This is a genomic window from Pseudomonas sp. MH10 (assembly GCF_034353045.1).
In the GTDB taxonomy this organism is placed as follows: Bacteria; Pseudomonadota; Gammaproteobacteria; order Pseudomonadales; family Pseudomonadaceae; genus Aquipseudomonas.
Genome location: NZ_CP133783.1, coordinates 1,655,052 through 1,675,828, shown reverse-complemented (window position 1 = coordinate 1,675,828; position 20,777 = coordinate 1,655,052). Strand labels below are relative to the sequence as shown.

Genomic DNA, 20,777 nt, shown 5'->3' with positions numbered 1-20,777 from the left:
GACCGAATAGCGTGGTGCCAGACGCAGATGATGTTGAATGTGAAGTCAAATTCGGTCCCACGGAATCTCGCGATAACCCTGACTAGGCGGATTTGCCTGGCGACATTCGACCATCACTTCCCAATATGCTTGCTAACCGTATTGGGCGTGATCAAGCGTAAGCCGCTGGCAACACTGCCCACTGCAGCGAAGCACGCGCCGATGGTCAGGGCGAGCACCGGGCCGTGTTCGCCGGAAATTCCGTAGCTCAGGGCCACCAATGCCGCTCCGGTGGCTTGGCCGATCAAACGGGCCGTTGCGATGGTGCCGCTGGCGCCGCTGCTTCGTTCAGGCGGGGCGCTGGTGAGCAGGGCTTTTTGGTTCGGCGCCTGGAAAAAGCCGAAGCCCAGACCGCAGATGACCATGCGAATGCCGATGTCCCACGCGTCGGGATTGCTCGGTAGTTGGGTCAACGAAATCATCCCGCCACACAGCACGGCCAAGCCGATGCCGCCCAACAGACCGGGTGGATAACGGTCTGACAAACGCCCGGCAAAGGGCGCAATCACGGCAACTACCACTGACCATGGCGTCATCAAAAAGCCGGTCTGCACCGGGTCGCGTCCCAAGACGTTTTCGAAGAAGAACGGCAGCGACACAAACGCCAGGCCTTGGGTCGCGAACGAGCAGACCGCCGTTAACGCCGACAGGGCAAATAGCGGCCGCTTGAGCAAATCCAGTGGAAACATGGGCGCCGGATGCTCGGCCTCGCGCCGCAGCATGAACGCCCCGGCGACCACAAAGATGGCCAAGGCGATTATCACGCTGGTCATCGGGCCCAGTTGCGCGGCCTGACTCAGGGCGAAGATCAACGCGCCAAAAGCGATCACGTTCAAAATCGCGGTGATGCGATCAAATGGCAGGCCGCTGAGTTTGGTGACGGGCAACGCAGACCAGGCGAAATACAAGGCGAACAGGCCGATAGGCAAGTTGATCGCGAACAACCACGGCCAGTGCGCCACCGACAACACTAGAGACGCCACGGTGGGGCCGGCGGCGAAAGACGAACCCACCACCAGTGCATTCATACCCAACCCTCGACCCAGACGTTGCGGGGAAAAAATTGAGCTGATCAAGGCCGCATTGACGCTCATGATCGCGGCGGCACCCAGGCCTTGAAGCACGCGGGCGATGGTCAATGTCGGCAACGACCAGGACAACGTACATAGCGCCGAGGCCACGATGAACAGCATCAGTCCGCCGAGGAACACCCGGCGATGGCCGATGATCCCACCCAATGCAGCCAGCGGCAGCAGCGTGGCGACGGCGGCGAGTTGATAGGCATTGATCACCCACACCGAGGCCGCAGGCGACGCATTCAGGTCGGCGGCGATGGCGGGCAACGCGGTGTTGGCGATAGCGGTATCGAGAGTCGCCAAGGCAATGGACAGCAGAATCGCGACCATCCCACGGAATTCAAGTGACGACAATTTAGTGCTGACAGCGGGGTTTTCCAGCGGGCTGGTTTGGGTCATTACCGACGAGGCTCCGGGCACATCTGATCAAATCAGGCAGTCAGGTTGCCAAGCAGGCCAACAGCTGAAACTGAGCATGCCGGTTTAGGGCCCATGAGTGCAATGGTAGGTTGCTAATGTTTATTGCGACCCGACAGACACCGCAGTGCTACGGCACATTGCCGCCGCACTGCGCTGGTCCGTGGCTTACATGCGGAAGCGGCTGACCAGCGTTTGTAATTGAGTGCCCAGGCGTGCCAATTCAACGCTGGAGGCAGCGGTTTCACCACTGGCCGCTGCGGTTTGCTCGGAAGCATCGCGGACATTAATGATGCTGCGACTGATTTCGTCGGCCACTGCGCTTTGTTGCTCAGCGGCAGCGGCGATCTGCTGGTTCATCGCCTGAATACTCGACACCGTTTGAGTGATGCTGTCCAGTGAGGCGCCGGCTTTTCGGGTCAAGGCCACGCTGCTGTCAGTCAGGTTGCGGCTGCTGAGCATGATGCTTGAGACCTGTTGTGTGCCGTTTTGCAGGCCGGCGACCAAGGCTTCGATTTCTTCGGTGGATTTTTGCGTCCGTTGGGCAAGGCCCCGTACTTCGTCCGCGACCACGGCAAACCCGCGACCGGCTTCGCCGGCACGTGCCGCTTCGATGGCGGCGTTGAGGGCCAGTAAGTTAGTTTGTTCGGCCACGGCCTTGATCACGTCCATGACTTTGCCGATCTTATTGCTTTCCAGCTGAAGCCCATTCATGGCCTCGCTGGAGCGAACCACTTCAGCTGCCAGGCGCTCGATCTGCGCAATCGCCTCGCCTACCACCTTGTCGCCTTCGCGGGCTTGCTTGTCAGCGGCTGAAGCCGCGTTTGAAGCTTGTTCGGCGTTGCGCGCCACTTCTTGAACCGTGGCCGACATTTCATGCATGGCCGTTGCCACTTGATCGGTTTCGATTTTCTGGCTGTTAACCCCAGCGCTGGTCTGCTGGGTCGCCGTAGACAACGCGTCAGCGGCGCTGGCGATTTGCGTTACGCCCTCATGAATTCCACGGATCAGTGCGCGCAAGGTGCTGCCCATGCGCTGGATGCCTTGTTGCAACACGCCCAGTTCGTCGCGGCGGGTCACGGCCGGGCTGTGAGACAGATCGCCCAATGCGATGCGCTCGATCACGGCCAGTGTCTGTTGCAACGGAACGGTAATTTGACGGGTGATAATCACTGCCGCCAAGGTCCCGATGATTAACGCCAGCAGGGTGGCGCCGATTTGCAGGGTGCGTGACTGAGCACTGTCCTGATCGCGCAAGCTGGTCTGAAGTTTGTACAGTTCGTCGTTCAGGCTGAGGATGAGGATACCTTGCTCACCCAGCGATTTGCGCGAGGACACGATATCGCTGTTGGCAACTTTGAACGCCTGTACCGAGTTTCGATAATTGAGCAGCGCGGTTTCCAGCTGTTTGAGTTTTTCCGGTTGTGAGCTGCCGAACATCTCACTCAGTGGTTTAAGGCCACCAATGGCCGCTTCCAGCTGGTCCATGGCTTTTTGTTCGGTTTCGGCCGTGACCTTGGCCGTGTATCCGCGTACTTCATAGCGCACCAGCGCCAAGTCTTCCTTGGCTTTCATGATGGCTTGGTACTGTTCGAAGCGGCCTTCATCGGTGGGTGCCATCTGCAGCACGGTGGTGATGATGCCGCCAATGATGTCGGCGCCTTTCACCGCGTCGACACCCATCTGCGCCCGGGCGCGCGCGGTAACGTTGTAGGCATTGCGCATTTTTGCCAGCGCGCTTTCGTAGTTGTTGCTGACGTCGCTCAACTGGGTGAGTAGCTTTACGTCTTCGGGGCTGCTTAACATTGTTCGCAGTTTCTGCTGCTGGCTTTTATAGCCATCAATGGCCACCTGTACTGTTTGGCCAACGGTCTCGTCGCCGTTGGCAATCATGTACTGCAAGCGTGAAACTCGCAGGTTGGCCAACTGGTTGCTCAGGGCCGAAATACTGCTCATCCGGTCGCTGTGATCTATGAGGCCGTCGAGGCTGGTCCAGCTGATCAGCGCCAAAACGGCGGTCAGCACCAGCACCAGGCCGAAGCCCAACGCCAGCTTGATATTGACGCTGATGTTCGAGAGCCAGCTGTTCATCGAGTTACTCCGGATGGGGGTCTATTTCTAAATCTTCGCGCGGCGGGGGAATCCTTTCGATCAGGCCAATAAACCCATGCGCAAAGACGCTATCGGCCAGTAAACGGATAGCTGTATACCAAGGCGACAGTAATTGATCAACGGACCGAAACTAACGGTTTTACTGGCCATAAACGCAGCGGGCGCAGCGTCAATGTCGATGACGGTGATGAACGTCCGGGAAGTGGGAATGGCTATGTTGCAGCGGCGCGTGGGCATGATCATGGCTATGAGGCACAGCGCTGTCCCAAGTAAATGCGTGCTGATGTTGATGATGCTCGTCGTGGACGTGACGATGGCCATGTTCAAGTGATGTGTGCTGATGAACATGCGCATGATTTTCGGTGAGATGAAGCCAGACCCCAACCCCCATCAATGCCGACGCCACCCAGAACAGCGGGGCGGCAGGCTCATTGAGCAGCAACATCGAAATCGCTGCACCGAGGAAAGGCGCCGTCGAGAAGTAAGCTCCAGTGCGTGCGCTGCCGAGCCCGCGCAGCGCGAGCACAAACAATACCAAGCTGACGCCGTAGCCGAGAAACCCCACCAGCAGCGTCGGGGCCAACAGCGCCAGGTCCGGCAACCGAGACCCAAGCAGCAACGCCAGCGAACAATTGACCAGACCGGCGACCAAGCCTTTGCTGCCCGCCACAAACAACGCGTCGGACGCCGACACTTTGCGGGTCAAGTTGTTATCAATCGCCCAACATAAACACGCCAGCGCGATGGCGCCTGGACCGAGCCAGTCCTGAGCCCCCTGGTTTTGCTGCGACCACGACAGCACCAGACCGCCGAGCACAATCGCGATCATCCCGGCAACGATTCGGCGGTCAGCATTCTCTTTAAAGACCACCCAAGCCAGCAGCGCGGTCAGGACTGACTCCAGATTCAGCATCAACGAGGCCGTCGCGCCAGCGGTTCGCATCAGTCCAAACATCAGCAACGCCGGCCCAAGCACGCCGCCGAAGGCGATGGCGCCGATCAACCAAGGCCATTCCTGGCGCGTGAGGCCACTGGCGTGCCAGCCCCGGTCATGGATCATTCGGGTCACGGCCAGCCCCAGACCGCTGCCGAGGTACAAAAGCCCGGCCAGCAACAGCGGATCGATTCCCAGACCCAGCAATTTGGCCAGTGGGGTACTTGCACCGAACAAAGCCGCCGCGGCAAGCGCATATACAACACTCACGTTCATGGGGACCTTCCAAGCGCTAAATAACATGGGCCGGGGCCAGTTGGCAGGGGCGGGCAACATCGCCCGTCTCGATCTGCAACGTTGAGTGGCCGATGTTGAAGCGCGCCCGAAGTGCCTGACACGCATCGTGCAGAAAAGCGTCTTCGTGTTTGGCTTCGGGGCGAATCAGATGAGCGGTGAGCGCGGTTTCGGTGGTGCTCAAGGGCCAGACATGCAGGTCATGCACCTCAGTGACGCCCGGCAGCGCGGCAAGGTAGGTTCGCACCTGTTCGATATCAACGTTCCCCGGCACCTTGTCCAACGCCAGATTGACGCTATCGCGCAGCAGTCCCCAGGTCGAATACAGAATCAACGCAGCGATCAACAAACTAACAATGGGGTCCACCCAACTCCAGCCGGTTAACACCAGGATCAGTCCCGACACCACCACACCGGCCGAGACTACGGCGTCCGAGGCCATGTGTAAAAATGCACCTTTCACGTTCAGGTCGCCTTTGCGGCCTCTGGCAAACAATAGCGCGGTGACGCCGTTTACCAGGATGCCGATCGCGGCCACGACCATCACCGTTTCGCCGCCGACGTCTGCGGAGGGGACGCCCTCGATCAGGCGTCGAACCGCTTCAACGGTGATGCCCCCCACGCCGATCAGCAGCACCACGGCGTTGGTCAATGAGGCGAGAATCGAACTGCGCCCGTAGCCATACGTGCGGCTAGGTGTCGGGCCTCGACGCCCCAGCCAGACTGCCCACCACGCCAAAAGCAACCCCAAAACGTCGCCCAGGTTGTGCGCCGCATCGGCTAATAGCGCCACTGAATGCGCGGTCAACCCAAAGATCACTTCGGCGGCGACGAACGCCGCATTGATTGCAGAACCAATGGCAAACGCGCTGTCAAAGCCAGCAGGGGGCGTAGGGTGATGATGATGGCCTGTCGAGCCATGATCGTGCGCCGGCGCTTCGTGGTTAGGGTGGTGATGGTCGGTCATGGCGTTTCCATGTTTGTCTGCCAGTCTAATTTGGCATTCATGCCTATTAAATGAACGTAATTGAACTATGTTCTACAAACATGAATAAGTTTACACGTCAGGTCGGTCTTCGATCTGATCGAACGACCTGATCGAAAATGACACTGCGGTCTTGCTCCTATGCGAAGTAATGGACATGAGTGATCCCAGAATGATCCCAGGACCCGTAACCCAAACGACGTTGATACCCCAAGGTCCATGCCGTGTCGGTTGAGAGGGTGCGGGATGTCGCCAGTTTTTTAAAGGGCGGCGGCGAAATGGGACGCTTGATTAGGGGCCATGACTGGGGCGCTACGGCAATCGGGCACCCGGGCACTTGGTCACAAAGCCTGCGCACGGCAGTGCGCCTGATGCTCAATACCCACCACCCTATGTATATTTTCTGGGGCCCGGAAAGCATCTGTATTTACAACGACGCTTATCGGCAGTCGTTGGGCCCGGAGTTGCATCCGGGTTCACTGGGGCAGGCTGCGCGGCAGGTATGGGATGAAATTTGGGAGGTGATTGGTCCGCAGATCGTGCAGGTGATGAGCGGTGGCGGCGCGACATGGCACGAAAATCACTTGGTGCCCATCACTCGCCACGGTCGCCAGGACGACGTCTACTGGACATATGGATTTAGCCCAGTGGATGACGAAGAGATTCCGAGCGGTATTGGTGGCGTGTTGGTGGTGTGCACTGAAACCACTGGGCAGGTCTTGGCCGAACGCCGTGCCGCCCTGGAAAACGCCGTGCTTTCAAGGTTGTTCGAGCAGGCGCCCACGTTCATGGCCATGCTGCGTGGTCGGGAACACCGTTTCGAGCTGGCCAATCCCGGTTACTTACAGCTGATTGGCCATCGACCGGTGGTCGGTCGCACGGTGGCCGAGGCATTACCGGACGCCGTCGAGCAGGGTTACTTGCAACTGCTGGATAACGTCTTCGATAGCGGTGTGGCGTTTTCCGCGATTGGCGCTTCCTTCGCCGTTCAACCCGTTGCTGGCGGCCCGATTGATGAGCGATTCGTCGATTTTGTCTATCAGCCAATCAAAGATGACCACGGCAATGTCACGGCTATTTTTGTCGAAGGCGCCGATGTCACGGTGCGGGTTAATGCCGACGTGGCATTGCGCGAAAGTGAAGCGCGCTTGCGTCTGGTGATTGAAGGTGCGAAGGTCTACGCCATTCTCACCACCGATCTGGAAGGTCGCATCAGCACGTGGTCAAAAGGTGCAGAAAGCATTTTCGGTTGGACCGCCAAGGAAATTATTGGCTTGAAGAGCGCCTTGCTGTTCAGCGCAGATGACCGCGCGTGCGGCATCGACGTTCAGGAACGAACCATCGCCACCCGCGAGGGCAGCGCCGCCGACGAGCGCTGGCACGTTCGCAAAGATGGCGAGTACGTTTACCTGAACGGCTCGGTCCATCCGTTGCCGCTGGACGCCGCAGGTCAGCCACAAGGTTTCTTGAAAATTGCGCGCAACGAAACCAGTCGGCGCCGGGCCGAAACGCTGCGTGAATCATTGGTTTCATTGGCCGACAGATTTCGCGGCCTCAGCGATCCCACCGATATCACCGTTGCCGCTGCGCAACTGGTTGGCGAAACACTTCAGGTCAGTCGTGTTGGTTACGGGACCTTTAGCATCGAGGCTCAGGCGTTACACATAGAGCGCTGTTGGAGCGCTACCAGGTTTAAGTCACCGGTGGAATGGTTGCCGCTTCAGCATCAGGCCGCCCATGTTGAACATCTGCAGCGCGGCGAGATGGTGCAGATCCATGATTCGAAACCGGAGACCGACAGCGTTGAACCGTTGCCGACGCTGGTTTATGCACCGGTTATCGAGCGTGAGGCGTTGGTGGCTGTGCTGTGTATCGCCCATCGGCTGCCCAGAAGTTGGTCGGCTGAGGAATTGCAGTTCATCCAGGAAGTCGCGGAAAGAACCCGTTCAGCCGCCGAGCGCAGTTCAGGCGAAGCGGCACTGCGCAGCAGCGAGGTGCGCCTGCGGGAAGCCAACGAATCTTTGGAAGCCAAAGTAGAGGCGCGCACCGGTGAACTGATGAAGGTCGAGGAAGCCTTGCGTCAGGCGCAAAAAATGGAAGCGGTTGGTCAGTTGACGGGCGGCGTCGCCCATGACTTCAACAACCTACTCACGGTCATCAAGTCCTCCACCGACCTGCTCAAGCGGCCCAATCTTACTGAAGAGAAGCGTGAACGCTTCGTCAGCGCCATTTCCGACACCGTCGACCGCGCAGCCAAGCTCACGGGTCAGTTATTGGCCTTCGCCCGTCGCCAAGCGCTGATGCCAGAGGTATTTGACGTCAATCTGGGCATCAAGGCCATTGTTGATATGGTCCGGGCGTTGACCGGATCACGGATCGAGATCATCACTCGCTTTCCCACGCAGGCCTGCTTTGTCGATGCAGATCGCAGTCAGTTCGATACCACCTTGGTCAACATGGCGGTTAATGCTCGCGACGCCATGGGCGCAGAGGGCCGATTGATCATCAGCGTCAGCTGCGTCGCGCAGATCCCCGGCATAGAGGCCCCGCCCGAAGGTGATTTTGTCGCGGTGTCGCTTGAGGACACCGGCACCGGTATTTCCACCGAGCACATGGAGCAGATTTTCGAACCGTTTTTCACCACCAAAGATGTGGGGCAGGGCACCGGCCTTGGGTTGTCTCAAGTGTTTGGATTTGCCAAGCAATCAGGCGGCGAAATTCATGTCAGAAGCGCTCTCGGCAAAGGCTCCATGTTCACCCTTTACCTGCCCCGGGTTGCCTGCCCGCCGACTTCGGCGGTCATTGCCGAGCCGGATGTGCTGGTGGACGGGCACGGCACGGGGGTGTTGGTGGTGGAGGACAACGAAGAGGTCGGCAGCTTCGCCATGCAAACCCTGGGCGAGTTGGGTTATGTTGCGGTATGGGTGGCTAATGCCAGGGATGCGCTGACCGAGCTGGCGGTGGACGGCATGCGTTTCGACGTGGTGTTTTCCGACGTGATCATGCCGGGAATGAATGGCATCGACTTGGCCCAGGAAATTCGCCGCCGGCATCCCGATTTACCCGTGGTGCTGACCAGTGGTTATAGCCATGTGTTGGCGCAGAAGGGCTCGTACGGGTTTGAATTGCTGCATAAACCTTACTCGGTCGAGCAGCTGTCGCGGGTGCTGCGCAGGGCGGTGGTTATGCGGCATCGTCCGGCAGTTTGATGGAATTTTAATACGTATCTGGAATCCATCGATGTGGCAATTGCAACGTTCGTTTCGTTAACGGAGCCATCATGGATAACTACCACATCGAAAAAACCGGAACGTTCTGGTCATTGAAAAAGCAGGGCGCGGTTCATGCTTCAAAAACAGCGGGCACCAAAGAAGAATTGATCAAACTTGCCAGCGAGTTCCTCAGCACGCGCACGGCATCGCTGAAGATCCATAAGGAAGACGGCACGATACAGGAAGAGCGAACCTATCCACGCAGCGCAGACCCGTCGAAATCGCCGGGATAATAGGTTAATCCCGGCTCCAGCGTCCCCAGCGCCGCGCTGTCGCGCAGCAAAAACCAGACAATTTAATTATCAATAATTCAATTGGTTATGCGGTGGTTGATAGGGGTTATGTGGTGTTCAGTAGGTGATCCTTCTGCGGCTGTATGCCCCGTTCATCAAAATATCGATCCAGCACTTCGGGTTCGCCTGACAGTTCGGCCAGGGCCACGTAGGTATCTGGTCGCAGTAGGTACAACGCGTTACGCGCAAAACCGCTGGCGGCATGGGCCGGTGTCCATTGAAAGACGTGTAACGGCACGCCACGCTCTTTGCACCAGGCATTCAGTTGTTCGCTGGCGACACCGTAAACATGCACTTGCCAGCACAGGCGGGACAACGATTCAAAATTGTCACTCCCGGGCACCCACGGCAAACGCTCGCCACCGTGGACCTCGCCCGCAGTGCCAGCGCTGAGTGGCATGCCTCGGTAGTTCAACGTCACTTGCGATATCGTGCGGAAGATAAATTCACGCACCGCGTCGATGGCGATGACTTTAGGGATCAGCAGCGGCGCAATCCGCGTGCGCACCAGCTTGGCGATTCGTCCCTCGGCGGTGGCAAAGCTGAAGACCCGGTCGGTGGTAGCCACCAATTGCCGGGCAAACCCTATTCGCTCGGTTTCATAGGTGTCGAGCAGGCTGTCCGGCGCACGCGTCTCTAGCACGGCCGCGAGTTTCCACGCCAGGTTGATCGCGTCACCAATGCCGGTGTTCATGCCTTGCCCACCCGCCGGACTGTGGACGTGCGCCGCGTCGCCCAATAGAAATGCGCGCCCCTGGCGGAAGTGCTTCGCTACCCTGTGATGCACGCGGTACGTCGAAAACCAGTTCACCCGATGAATCTGGACTTGAAGCTGCTCGATGGCGCGGCCGCTGACATCCTCGAACGTCAGGGTGTCGGCGTGTTCATTGCGCACGGTGCCGATCAAACGGGCATGGTGTTTGTCCGCCAACGGGAAAATCGCTAAGAACTCCGACTCGTCGAGGTCCACGTGCAGCTCGCCGTTGACTGAAGGACCGTCAGCATCTACATCGGCCACATAAAAAACTTGTTGGTAAGTGCCCCCTGGGAAACCGATGTCGAGGCTTTTTCGCACAGTGGAGCGGGCACCGTCGCACCCTGCCAAGTAACGCGCGGCACACACCTCTTCCTGACCGTCGGCCCCGGACAGGTAAGCCGTGACTCCTACGCCGTCATGGACAAAGCGCGTCAATTCAGTTTGGCGCTCCACCGACACCCCGAACATCAACAACCGCTCAATCAAAAGCCGTTCGTGTTGATCCTGAGGGAATATTTCCAGAAATGAGTAGGGCGTCAGGTCCTTGCCCACCGCGTCGAACGGCACCTGCGCAGCGTGTTCGCCCTTGACCCAAAGATTGACCGCCGGCACCTTGTGCCCGTGTTGCAGAATCACCTGAGTCAAATCAAGCTGACGATACAGTTCCAACGTTCGTGCCTGAACGGCCAAGGCTCGGGAAGTACTGCCTGAGGTCGCGGTCTTGTCGATAATCCGCACCCTGATTCCCAGTTTGCTCAGCCACAGCGCCAGCACCAAGCCGGTTGGGCCTGCGCCGATGATCAATACGTCGCAGCGCTTCATGGTTCGATCCTTGGCAATCAGATGGTCGACTAATCGTGGCACAGCTCTACGCGTCTGCCGGTGCAGGCGACCGAAGGGCAAAGCAGGCCTCCAGTGTCAATAATTTCAAATCCCTTTCCCAGGCGAACACATGAACTCCACCCGCGACACGCCCCCTCCGATGACTGCGCTCGGGATTCTTACGCTGGTCACCTGCGTACTGGCATCGAGCCTGGCGTTTATCGACAGTTCGGTGGTCAATGTCGGCCTGCCCGCCATCGGACGCGACTTGGGCGCGGGCCATTGCGGGTTGCAGTGGCTGATCGGCGGTTATCTGCTGCCGTTGAGCGCGCTGTTATTGCTCGGCGGCTCGATGGGTGACCGCTTCGGCCGCCGTCGAGTGCTCATCATTGGCATCCTCATGTTTGGCATTGCATCCGTGGTGTGCGGGCTGGCGCCTGACCTGCCAACGCTGATCACGGCACGTTTCGCCCAGGGCGTGGGCGCGGCGTTTTTGATGCCCAACAGCCTGGCGATTCTCGGCGCAACGTTTGAGGGTGAGCAACAAGGGCGAGCTATCGGTATATGGGCCGCAGCAGCGGCGGCCACTGGTGCGGGCGGACCGATTCTGGGTGGATGGCTGATCGATACCGTCAGTTGGCGAATGATCTTCTTTATCAATATCCCCTTGGCCAGCGCAGCGATATATCTGGCGTGGCGCTACGTCGAAGAAGATCACCTCAGCGGCGACATCATCCCACTGGATTGGGCGGGCGCGCTGTTAGCCACCCTGGGTCTTGGCGCTATTACCTGGGCGTTGATCTGGGTGACGGGCCCTGAAGGCTGGTCCATTGATGGTGTCGTTGCCTTGCTGGCAGGATCAGCGTTGCTTGCGCTGTTTTTAGTGTGGGAGCGCAAAAAAGGACCCTCGGCGATGATGCCGCTGGCGCTATTCGGTTCGCCGGGTTTTACCGGGCTGACGCTGTTGACCTTCCTGCTGTACGGCGCGCTGGGTTGCCTGACGATTCTGTTGCCGTACGTTTTGATTGTCGCCAGCGGTTATTCCAGCACCCAAGCCGGGGCCGCCTTGTTACCGATCCCGTTGGTGCTGGCGGTGGCGTCCCCTTGGTTAGGCGGGCTGGCAGGTCGGTTTGGCACACGGCCTTTTTTGATCGTCGGGCCGTGCATTGTTGGGGCGGGCTTTTTACTGTTGTTGCGGATGGACCTTCAGGTCAGTTATTGGACCGAAGTGTTGCCGGCCTTAGCGGTTATTGCGATGGGCCTGACCTGCGCCGTTGCGCCGTTAACAACAGCGATTTTTGCCTCGGTCGATAAAAAACACACCGGCTCGGCGTCGGGGCTGAACAACGCCATTGCCCGAACGGGTGGTCTGGTAGCCACCGCGTTGCTGGGCAAGGTGTTGGCGTATCACGCAGATTCCCTGATTGCAGCGTTTCATTGGGCCGTGGTTTTGGCCGCTGCGGTGTGTGTAGCGGCGGGGGCATGCGCGTTGGTCATTCAGAGCAATCCGAAGGCTCAGGGCAAATGATCGGCGGCCAAGTCCGCCTCCGAGCGGGCTTGTAAACGACCGGTGCGGCAGGCTTTCTGAAAACGTTCGAAATCGCGCTCGTTTTGCTCGGCATACGCTTGTGCGTATTTGAGCAGCGCATCCGCCAGGCTCGGGCCTTTGCCGATGTACCCGCTGATCTCCGCCGCGCAGCCCGAGGCTTTGGCGTGGGCATGGGCCAGCGCTCGACCACAGATGCGCCCGTAGGCCGCGAACGCTTCGCTGTCAAATGTCTCCAGTTCAGCCGAAATCTTCATGTCCCGCAGTTGCCGCACATAGAAATGACGTCCGTTCGGGCCGGTGGTCCAGCCGAGAAACAAGTCGCTGGCGGACTGCATCAAGCGCTGTCCATCCACCACCCGTTGCCCGTTGTGGCGAATCCGCGACTTGGCGCTGACGTAACCTGACAGCACGGAGGCCCGTGCTTCTTTGATCTGGAGGAACAGCGGGTGTTGCTGGTCGTCGGTCAGCAACGCGACCAAGCAACGAGTACCGACGCTGCCAACGCCGACCACTTTAAAAGCCATGTCCTGCACCTCGAAACGCCCCAACAATGCACGGCGATCGGCTTGCAGCGTGGGCCGGTAATCGCGCATGAAGGTTTCGTAGAGGGCTTGCCAATTCTTCAGGCCCATCCAGTCGTCGTCAGCGTCCAGCAGGGTGGTGGCGTTATGCAGGTGAAATATTTCCGGCAAATCATCGCGAATCAGCAAGTGCCCGTGTTCGTCGCGTTCGCTTATTTTGGGCAGCAGTTCGGCGTGGGTACGGCGTTCGGCTTTCTGCACTGCGCGCTCGACGTGGGCGAGGGTGCTGTCGGACTTTGCCTGTTCTAACAAATCCTCGTAACGGATGGCGTCGTACCAAAGTTCTAAAGCACCTTGCTGGGCGCACTCGGCCATGGCTTGTTGGTAGGCGGTGACGACTTCGCGGCAGACGCTTTCTTCCACGGTTTTGCCGTGGCGCAGGTCCCGGGCTGCGATCAGGAAACTGGCCACCAAGCGTTTCAAATCCCACTCCCAAGGGCCGGGGTGTGCTTCGTCAAAGTCGTTGACGCTGAACAACAGGTTACGTTCGGGCGTGGCGAAACCGCCGAAATTCATCAGGTGACAGTCGCCGCACACCGGAACGGTCAAACCCATGTTCGGCGTACCAGCGAGGTCGTGGGCGTGCAACAAGGCGTTGCCCCGGTAAAACGTGAAGGGTGAGACCAGCATCCGTCCGTAACGCAGTTCAACCAGCGGTTGGATGCGTCCTTCGCTGGAGGTTTCGATCAGTGAGATCGGGTCGCGGTGGGTGTCGCCATGCTCGGCCTGTGAACGGCGGGAGCAGTGTTTGCGGGCGTCCTTACCCGACTTCAGACGGTCTTTGAGGGTGGTCATGAAAGCCCTTCGCTCAGTAATGGTTCACCAAGCGTAGAGGGCGGCGAAGGACGCGCAAGGTGATCAGCGATTCAATGCAGCAACTGCGCGATCAGCCAGATGTTGGCGACGCTGATCACTGCAAACAAACTCCACGCCAGCAGGCGGGTAGGCAGGTTGTTAACGAAGGGGCCCATCAAGCGTTTGTCGTTGGTCATGCGGATCAATGGGTACAGGGCAAACGGTAATTGCAGGCTCAGCACCACTTGGCTAAGGATCAGCAGCTTGCCCACCGCATCGTCACCCATCAGCCAGACGCCGGTGAATGCCGGAATCAACGCCAGGCCTCGGGTGATTAACCGTCGCTGCCAGCACGGGATTCGCAGGTTCAGAAAACCTTCCATGATCACTTGGCCAGCGATGGTGCCGGTAAAGGTCGAACTCTGGCCCGAAGCCAACAACGCTATGCCGAATAGCAGGCTGGCAAAGGTGCCCCCCACCAAGGGGTCAAGCAGGTGATAGGCGTCCTGAATTTCCACCACGCCGGTGTGACCCGTCTGGTGAAACGCGGCAGCGGCGAGGATCAGGATGGCGGCGTTAACCAGCAACGCCAACGTCAGCGAGCCAATGGTGTCGATGCGAGACAAACGCACCGCGTCCTGGCGGCTGGCCAAATCCTTGCCGATCAACCGGGTTTGCACCACCGACGTGTGCAGGTACAGGTTGTGGGGCATCACCGTGGCCCCAAGAATTCCGATCGCCAGGTACAACGGCGCGGCGCCGCTGATGGCTGCAAGAGACGGTTTGAAGCCATGGAACACGTCGGGCCAATAGGGTTTGATCAGCAGCAGTTCGATAAAGAAGCACACGCCGATGGTCAGCACCAACACCAGCATGATCGCTTCCAAGCGGCGAAAGCCCCGGTTTTGCAGGGCCAGCACCAACAGGGTGTCGAAGGCGGTCAAGGCGATGCCGAAGGTCAAGGAAATGCCCAATAACAGGTGAAACGCCAAGGCGCAGCCCAGCACTTCGGCGAGGTCAGTGGCAATGATCGAGATTTCCGCCAGCACCCATTGGGTTCGGGCCGAACGAGTGCTGTAGCGTTCTCGACACAATTGCGCCAGATCGCGACCGGTGGCAATGCCGAGCCGCGAGCACAAGCATTGCAACGCCATGCCCGCCAGACTCGCCAGCAGCACCACGAACAACAAGTCGTAGCCGTAGCGCGAACCGGCCTCAATGGCGGTGGCCCAGTTGCCGGGGTCCATGTAGCCAATGGAAATCAGCAACCCCGGTCCGGCAAACTTCAGTGCGCGTTTCCAGAATACGGCACCTGAATCGACGGCCACCGAGCCCGCCACTTCAGGCGGACAGAACGGTGCGGTGGCTAATTTCGGCAGACTGAATTTCACACGGCATTCCGTTCAAAAAAACAAAGACGCAGCTTAGTCGCAATCCTCGGCGCTCCCAAGCACCTGATAGACCGGGTTCGGGCTATTCGCGAATAAATTCGCGCTCAATGGGACAACCCGGCTACCTTTAGCCACAGCCGGGAGCGCCGCCATTGCAGCATCGGCCTCCTGATGACCGCGTGTTATCACTTGGATATTCACATGACCGATATCGACTTCTTCCCCGTTACCCAAAAATGGCCCGCGCAGCACCCCGAGCAACTCCAGCTGTACTCGTTGCCCACCCCGAACGGGGTCAAGATTTCGATCATGCTCGAGGAAATTGGTCTGCCCTACGAGGTACACCGTGTCGGGTTTGATAATAATGACCAAATGACCCCGGCGTTTATGTCGCTGAACCCCAACAACAAAATCCCCGCCATTCTTGACCCGAACGGCCCCGGCGGAAAACCGCTGCCGCTGTTTGAATCTGGCGCGATTCTGATTTATCTGGCGGAAAAAACCGGCCAATTGATCTCCCAGGATCCGGCCAAGCGCTACCACACGATCCAGTGGCTCATGTTCCAGATGGGCGGTATCGGCCCGATGTTCGGCCAGTTGGGTTTCTTCCACAAATTTGCGGGTAAAGAATTCGAAGACAAACGCCCACGTGACCGCTACGTCAGCGAAGCCAAGCGTTTGTTGGGGGTTTTGGAGGCGCAACTGGAGGGCTACGATTGGGTCATGGGCGATGAATACAGCATCGCCGACATCGCCATCTTCCCTTGGATACGTGCGTTAGTCGGCTTTTACGAGGCGGGAGAGTTGGTGGGGATTGCTGATTTCCCGAACGTCGTGCGCTCGCTGGATCTGTTCTTGGCGCGACCCGCAGTGGTGAGGGGTTTGAAGATTCCTAGCTAAACCACCTGTTAATGCAAAACACCCCACAAGTCAGACGGGTGTCCAACTTGTGGGGTGCAGTTCTGAGTGCGTCGATAAATTAACGACGGTCTTTGAGCGGGTTAGGCTCGTCATCGATGTCGTCACCCAAATCATCGTCCATGGCATGGCGTTGGCCGATGACGTCATCCCCGCGCAGGGTGCTAGGCTCTGCACCTAACCCACTTGGTCGGCCCGTTTCGCCGAATGGTCGCTCGCTGACGCGGGAAACGCGCACCGGATCGGTCGGAATATTGTCGCGGGCATTCAACCCTGCTGGAGCGGTCAGGTCAGTATCCGGGGTGATGTAGCTGCCCGAAGCGCTCGCTAAATCCTTATTTGCCCAGCTCGCACTGCGCTCGTTGATATCGATGGCGCTATTGCTCTCCATGATATGTTCAGCCTTGTCGGCCTGTTCATCGGTGTCTACGGTTACCGTTACCAGCGTCGAGCCCCGGCGGTACGCTTCTGGGTAAGCGACGGCGTGGCGGTGCAGATTGTCGTCTTCGTCGTTGCCAAACAGCGAGCTGAAAAAGCGGCTGATTTTTTCACCCATGGATTCATCGTGGCCGCCCGCCCGACTCGTCGAAGCTTCATCGGCCAGACCTGAAGAAGTTTCAGCGGCGAGACCTGATGTCGAATCGCTCTGCGCCGCTGCGACGGTGATATTGGTGTGAGCGATGCCTTGATCGACCAATTCGGTTCTAACTTTGTCGGCGTCGCTGAAATTATCAAAAGCTGCAACAAGGGTATGTTTCATGTCCGTCTCTCTTGTTTGTGAATAAATCCAACCTTCGTAATTCTGGAGTGAACTCAGGTCCAAGAGTTGCTCGTGGCAGACGAGCGGCATTAGCCGGCGAGGTTAAGCAGGCGGCAGGTGTCAACAATGGATATAACGCCATTGGCGCCCGGTATACGGGCTCAGGGCGGCACGTGGAGTGCCGAATTTCGGCGCGTAGAAGCACATCAATACGATGACGGCCAAGGCGGCGCGCAGGGCTTTGCCGAGAAAGGCAATAAGCAGGATGTTGTCCGCATACAACGCGAGCACCAAGTGCAAGAAGCCGATCACGACAACCGCCAGTTTGATAAAGATCACCGACTTACGGTCGTTCTTTTCTTTGTTGAAGAGCGGGCCGTAGAAGTCCTTCATCGCCAAGGTGGCCGAGGCCAGGGTGTTGGCCGAGATACCGCCAAACAGCGCGCCGGCCAAGCCAATGACCACCAAACTGGCGCAGAAGGTCGGCATGTGTGCAATTAGCGCCGGCAATGCCTCGGTTATGCAACGTTTGCCGCTGTCAGGGCTCTTACAGTCTGTGCAAGCAATGTAAAAACGGAGTGACTGGTAGTATGACGACCCCGGATAAGCAGTATGTGGACTGGCTGGTTGAGCAATCGATGCTCAACGCGGCAAAACAGCGTGCGAAGGTGTATTCAGGCCACGGCCGACTCTGGCAGCGGCCTTACGCCCAAGCCCGGCCTCGGGATGCGTCGGCTATCGCATCGGTGTGGTTCACGGCCTATCCGGCGTCGATCATCACCCGCGAAGGCGGCTCGGTGTTGGAAGCCTTGGGCGATGAAGTCTTGTGGCACGCCTTGTCCGAGATCGGCGTGCAGGGCATTCACAACGGCCCGCTAAAAGCCTCCGGTGGTTTGCGCGGTCGCGAGCGCACCCCGAGCATCGACGGTAACTTCGACCGGATCAGCTTTGAGATCGACCCAGAACTGGGGACCGAGTCGCAGTTACTGGGCTTGAGCCGCATCGCCGCAGCACATAACGCCGTCATGATCGACGACGTCATCCCCTCCCACACGGGTAAAGGCGCGGATTTTCGTTTGGCTGAAATGGCCTACGAAGACTATCCGGGTTTGTACCACATGGTTGAAATTCGTGAGGAAGACTGGCACCTGTTGCCCGATCTGCTACCTGCTCGCGATGCCGCGAACTTGATGCCTGAGGTGGTGGATATCCTCCGGGACAAGCACTACATCGTCGGCCAATTGCAGCGGGTGATCTTCTTCGAGCCAGGCGTCAAAGAGACCGATTGGAGCGCCACCGGCGTGGTCACTGGGGTTGACGGCAAGGACCGGCGTTGGGTGTATTTGCACTATTTTAAAGAAGGCCAACCTTCGCTCAATTGGTTGGACCCGACGTTTGCCGCGCAACAAATGATCATTGGCGACGCTTTGCATGCCATCGATGTCATGGGTGCGCGGGTCTTGCGCCTGGACGCCAATGGTTTTCTTGGGGTTGAGCGCAAGGCCGAGGGCAATGCCTGGTCCGAGAGCCATCCACTGTCGATCACCGGCAACCAGTTACTCGGCGGCGCGATTCGCAAAGCAGGAGGTTTTAGTTTTCAAGAGCTCAACCTGACCTTGGATGACATTGCCGCCATGTCCCACGGCGGGGCTGACTTGTCATACGACTTCATTACTCGGCCTGCTTATCAGCATGCACTGCTCACCGGCACTACCGAGTTTTTGCGGCTGATGTTGCGCCAGGTTCACGTGTTCGGTATCGACCCCGCGTCGCTGATTCACGCCCTGCAAAATCATGATGAACTCACGTTGGAGTTGGTGCATTTCTGGACCCTGCATGCCCACGACACGTTTCACTATCAGGGTCAGAGCCTTCCAGGAAACATCCTCCGCGAACACATCCGCGAAGAAATGTACGAACGCTTGGCCGGGGAACACGCGCCGTACAACCTTAAGTTCGTCACCAACGGTGTGTCCTGTACCACCGCCAGTATCATTACCGCTGCCTTGGGCATTCGTGATCTCGACGCCATCACCGACGCCGACATCCTGCATATTCAACACATCCACCTGTTATTGGTGATGTACAACGCCATGCAGCCTGGGGTGTTCGCGTTATCAGGTTGGGACTTGGTTGGCGCCCTGACGCTGCCGGCCGAACAGGTTCAACACCTGATGGAAGACGGCGACACCCGCTGGATACACCGTGGCGCCTATGACTTGGTTGACCTGGACCCCGACGCCGAGTTTTCCGCCGGCAACATGCCGCGTCCGAAAACCCTGTACGGCAGCATTACCAGCCAACTGCAACGCAGCGACTCCTTCGCCTCACAGCTAAAGAAGATCCTCGCCGTGCGCCGCGCCTACGACATCGCTGCCAGTCGCCAAATCCTGATCCCCGACGTGCAACATCCGGGGTTGCTGATCATGGTTCACGAACTGCCAGCGGGGAAGGGCACCCAAATCACCGCGCTCAACTTCAGCAACGAGCAGATCGTCGAAACCTTGCACCTGCCCGACATCGCACCGGGGCCGGTGGTAGACATAATCAACGAGCGGGTTGAAGGTGATTTGACCGAAAAGGGTGAGTTCACTATTACGCTGGATGCCTATGAAGGGTTGGCGTTGCGGGTAGTCAGTATTACGTTGCCGATGGTTTGATGGCTATTCGTAGCAACCAATGTGTCGCATTCAGCGCTCGATGCTCGACTTCATGATCCACGCCCGCTCTGGACTGGGATACGCCAAGTAGCCGGCCTCGTCGGTTTCCGGGGGGCAGTTGGCTGTATTCATGATGTGCCCTTTACCGGCATCAGCGGCGAATCATATGAGCAGCTGTGCGACGGCTACCCATCAACGAAGCTCACAGCGATCTAACGATAGACCGTTTTGATATAAGCCGAGGGAGGAAAGGTCGTTATGCTGCGGGCCAGATTTTTCATGCGCTCGCGCTGATTTGTGGGACATGTAATGGATTTCGGTAATTTCGGATTAGTGCTTGCAGGCTTGACCGTCGGGTTTATCGTCGGGATGACAGGCGTCGGTGGCGGTTCGTTAATGACGCCGATTCTCCTATGGTTCGGGATCAACCCGGCCACGGCGGTGGGGACAGATTTGCTGTATGCGGCGATCACTAAGTCTGGCGGTGTGTTGGTTCATCGAAAGAATAAGAACATCGATTGGGCGGTCACCGGCTGGCTTACCCTCGGCAGTGTCCCGGCAGTTGTGCTAACGCTGTGGTACCTGAGCAGTTTACATACGGCTCCCCAGACCATGAACGCTCTGATCAAGCAGGCGTTGGGTTTCGTCTTGTTGGTCACTGCTTTGGCCATCTTCTTCAAAAAGCAGTTGCTTGAGTTTTCCCATAAGCGCGCTGGCGGTGACTACAGCCTCAGTGGTACTCGCCTCAACACCTTGACCGTGATCACCGGTCTGATTCTCGGGACGATGGTGGCGTTGACCTCCATAGGTGCAGGGGCCTTAGGCACGGTGGCATTGTTTATCCTGTACCCGTTCTTGCCAACAAGACGCTTGGTCGGTACTGAAATCGCCCACGCGGTTCCCCTGACGCTGGTAGCGGGGTTAGGCCATGCGAGCATGGGCAATATGGACTGGCATGTATTGGGTTTCTTGCTGATGGGTTCTCTACCGGGGATCTACATCGGAAGCCAGTTAACCGGGCGCATCTCCGACAACCTATTACGTCCGTGCCTAGCCGTCATGCTGGCGTGCATTGGATACAACCTGGCGTTTTGATGGTGACGTGCCGCTCAGGGCCTACAC

The 20,777-nt window shown here is 58.3% G+C and carries 15 protein-coding genes and 1 pseudogene; 6 read left to right on the top strand and 10 right to left on the bottom strand.

The window, feature by feature from the left end; all coding sequences use genetic code 11:
• Positions 1-113: 113 nt before the first annotated feature.
• The 5 genes and pseudogenes from RHM59_RS07500 to RHM59_RS07485 all read right to left on the bottom strand — a co-directional run bounded on the left by RHM59_RS07500 (position 114) and on the right by RHM59_RS07485 (position 5,839).
• Positions 114-1,445 carry an MFS transporter gene (locus RHM59_RS07500; RefSeq protein ID WP_322286683.1) on the bottom strand — a complete coding sequence of 444 codons (1,332 nt, stop codon included), beginning with the start codon at positions 1,443-1,445 and terminating at the stop codon, positions 114-116.
• A gap of 255 nt (positions 1,446-1,700) precedes the next feature.
• Positions 1,701-2,405, bottom strand: coding sequence for a methyl-accepting chemotaxis protein (locus RHM59_RS25430; RefSeq protein ID WP_416195084.1), 705 nt, complete (start codon positions 2,403-2,405; stop codon positions 1,701-1,703).
• Positions 2,406-2,606: 201 nt separating this feature from the next.
• Positions 2,607-3,488: pseudogene (locus tag RHM59_RS25425) on the bottom strand (methyl-accepting chemotaxis protein); the annotation flags it as partial.
• Positions 3,489-3,813: 325 nt separating this feature from the next.
• The gene (locus tag RHM59_RS07490; RefSeq protein ID WP_322286311.1) at positions 3,814-4,854 is read right to left on the bottom strand and encodes a DMT family transporter; all 1,041 of its coding nucleotides are present in this window, start codon (positions 4,852-4,854) and stop codon (positions 3,814-3,816) included.
• A 16-nt stretch (positions 4,855-4,870) separates the two neighbouring features.
• On the bottom strand, positions 4,871-5,839 hold the full coding sequence (locus RHM59_RS07485; RefSeq protein WP_322286310.1) for a cation diffusion facilitator family transporter: 969 nt from the start codon (positions 5,837-5,839) through the stop codon (positions 4,871-4,873).
• A gap of 242 nt (positions 5,840-6,081) precedes the next feature.
• Between RHM59_RS07485 and RHM59_RS07480 the strand changes: the two genes are divergently transcribed.
• Both RHM59_RS07480 and RHM59_RS07475 read left to right on the top strand, forming a co-directional pair.
• Positions 6,082-9,066 (top strand): PAS domain S-box protein, encoded by a 2,985-nt coding sequence (locus RHM59_RS07480; RefSeq protein ID WP_322286309.1) that lies wholly within the window; start codon positions 6,082-6,084, stop codon positions 9,064-9,066.
• Between the two features lie 71 nt (positions 9,067-9,137).
• The gene (locus RHM59_RS07475; RefSeq protein ID WP_322168824.1) at positions 9,138-9,362 is read left to right on the top strand and encodes a DUF2188 domain-containing protein; all 225 of its coding nucleotides are present in this window, start codon (positions 9,138-9,140) and stop codon (positions 9,360-9,362) included.
• 106 nt (positions 9,363-9,468) lie between these two features.
• Here the strand turns inward: RHM59_RS07475 and RHM59_RS07470 are convergent, their stop codons facing one another.
• Complete coding sequence (locus RHM59_RS07470) at positions 9,469-11,001, bottom strand: FAD-dependent oxidoreductase (RefSeq protein ID WP_322286308.1); 1,533 nt, start codon at positions 10,999-11,001, stop codon at positions 9,469-9,471.
• A 130-nt stretch (positions 11,002-11,131) separates the two neighbouring features.
• Here RHM59_RS07470 and RHM59_RS07465 point away from each other — a divergent pair, with 130 nt between their 5' ends.
• Positions 11,132-12,529: an MFS transporter gene (locus tag RHM59_RS07465; RefSeq protein WP_322286307.1), complete on the top strand. Its 1,398-nt coding sequence runs from the start codon at positions 11,132-11,134 to the stop codon at positions 12,527-12,529.
• On the opposite strand, the gene RHM59_RS07460 is transcribed toward RHM59_RS07465, so the two are convergent.
• Together RHM59_RS07460 and RHM59_RS07455 are read right to left on the bottom strand one after the other, a co-directional pair.
• Positions 12,517-13,926: a DUF2252 domain-containing protein gene (locus tag RHM59_RS07460; protein ID WP_322286306.1), complete on the bottom strand. Its 1,410-nt coding sequence runs from the start codon at positions 13,924-13,926 to the stop codon at positions 12,517-12,519. The genes RHM59_RS07465 and RHM59_RS07460 overlap by 13 nt on opposite strands.
• 71 nt (positions 13,927-13,997) lie before the next feature.
• A complete protein-coding gene (locus tag RHM59_RS07455) occupies positions 13,998-15,317 on the bottom strand; it encodes an Nramp family divalent metal transporter (RefSeq protein ID WP_322286305.1) in 1,320 nt (439 codons plus the stop codon).
• A 201-nt stretch (positions 15,318-15,518) separates the two neighbouring features.
• Here RHM59_RS07455 and RHM59_RS07450 point away from each other — a divergent pair, with 201 nt between their 5' ends.
• On the top strand, positions 15,519-16,217 hold the full coding sequence (locus RHM59_RS07450) for a glutathione binding-like protein (protein ID WP_322168839.1): 699 nt from the start codon (positions 15,519-15,521) through the stop codon (positions 16,215-16,217).
• Between the two features lie 79 nt (positions 16,218-16,296).
• Here RHM59_RS07450 and RHM59_RS07445 read toward each other — a convergent pair whose 3' ends face one another.
• Together RHM59_RS07445 and RHM59_RS07440 are read right to left on the bottom strand one after the other, a co-directional pair.
• Positions 16,297-16,995 carry a hypothetical protein gene (locus tag RHM59_RS07445; RefSeq protein WP_322286304.1) on the bottom strand — a complete coding sequence of 233 codons (699 nt, stop codon included), beginning with the start codon at positions 16,993-16,995 and terminating at the stop codon, positions 16,297-16,299.
• Positions 16,996-17,115: 120 nt separating this feature from the next.
• Positions 17,116-17,484, bottom strand: coding sequence for a sodium:solute symporter family transporter (locus RHM59_RS07440; RefSeq protein WP_322286303.1), 369 nt, complete (start codon positions 17,482-17,484; stop codon positions 17,116-17,118).
• Positions 17,485-17,585: 101 nt separating this feature from the next.
• On the opposite strand from RHM59_RS07440, the gene treS reads away from it, so the two are divergent.
• Both treS and RHM59_RS07430 read left to right on the top strand, forming a co-directional pair.
• A complete protein-coding gene (treS, locus tag RHM59_RS07435) occupies positions 17,586-19,655 on the top strand; it encodes a maltose alpha-D-glucosyltransferase (protein ID WP_322286302.1) in 2,070 nt (689 codons plus the stop codon).
• Between the two features lie 309 nt (positions 19,656-19,964).
• Positions 19,965-20,750 carry a sulfite exporter TauE/SafE family protein gene (locus RHM59_RS07430; RefSeq protein WP_322168855.1) on the top strand — a complete coding sequence of 262 codons (786 nt, stop codon included), beginning with the start codon at positions 19,965-19,967 and terminating at the stop codon, positions 20,748-20,750.
• The last annotated feature ends 27 nt before the right edge of the window (positions 20,751-20,777 follow it).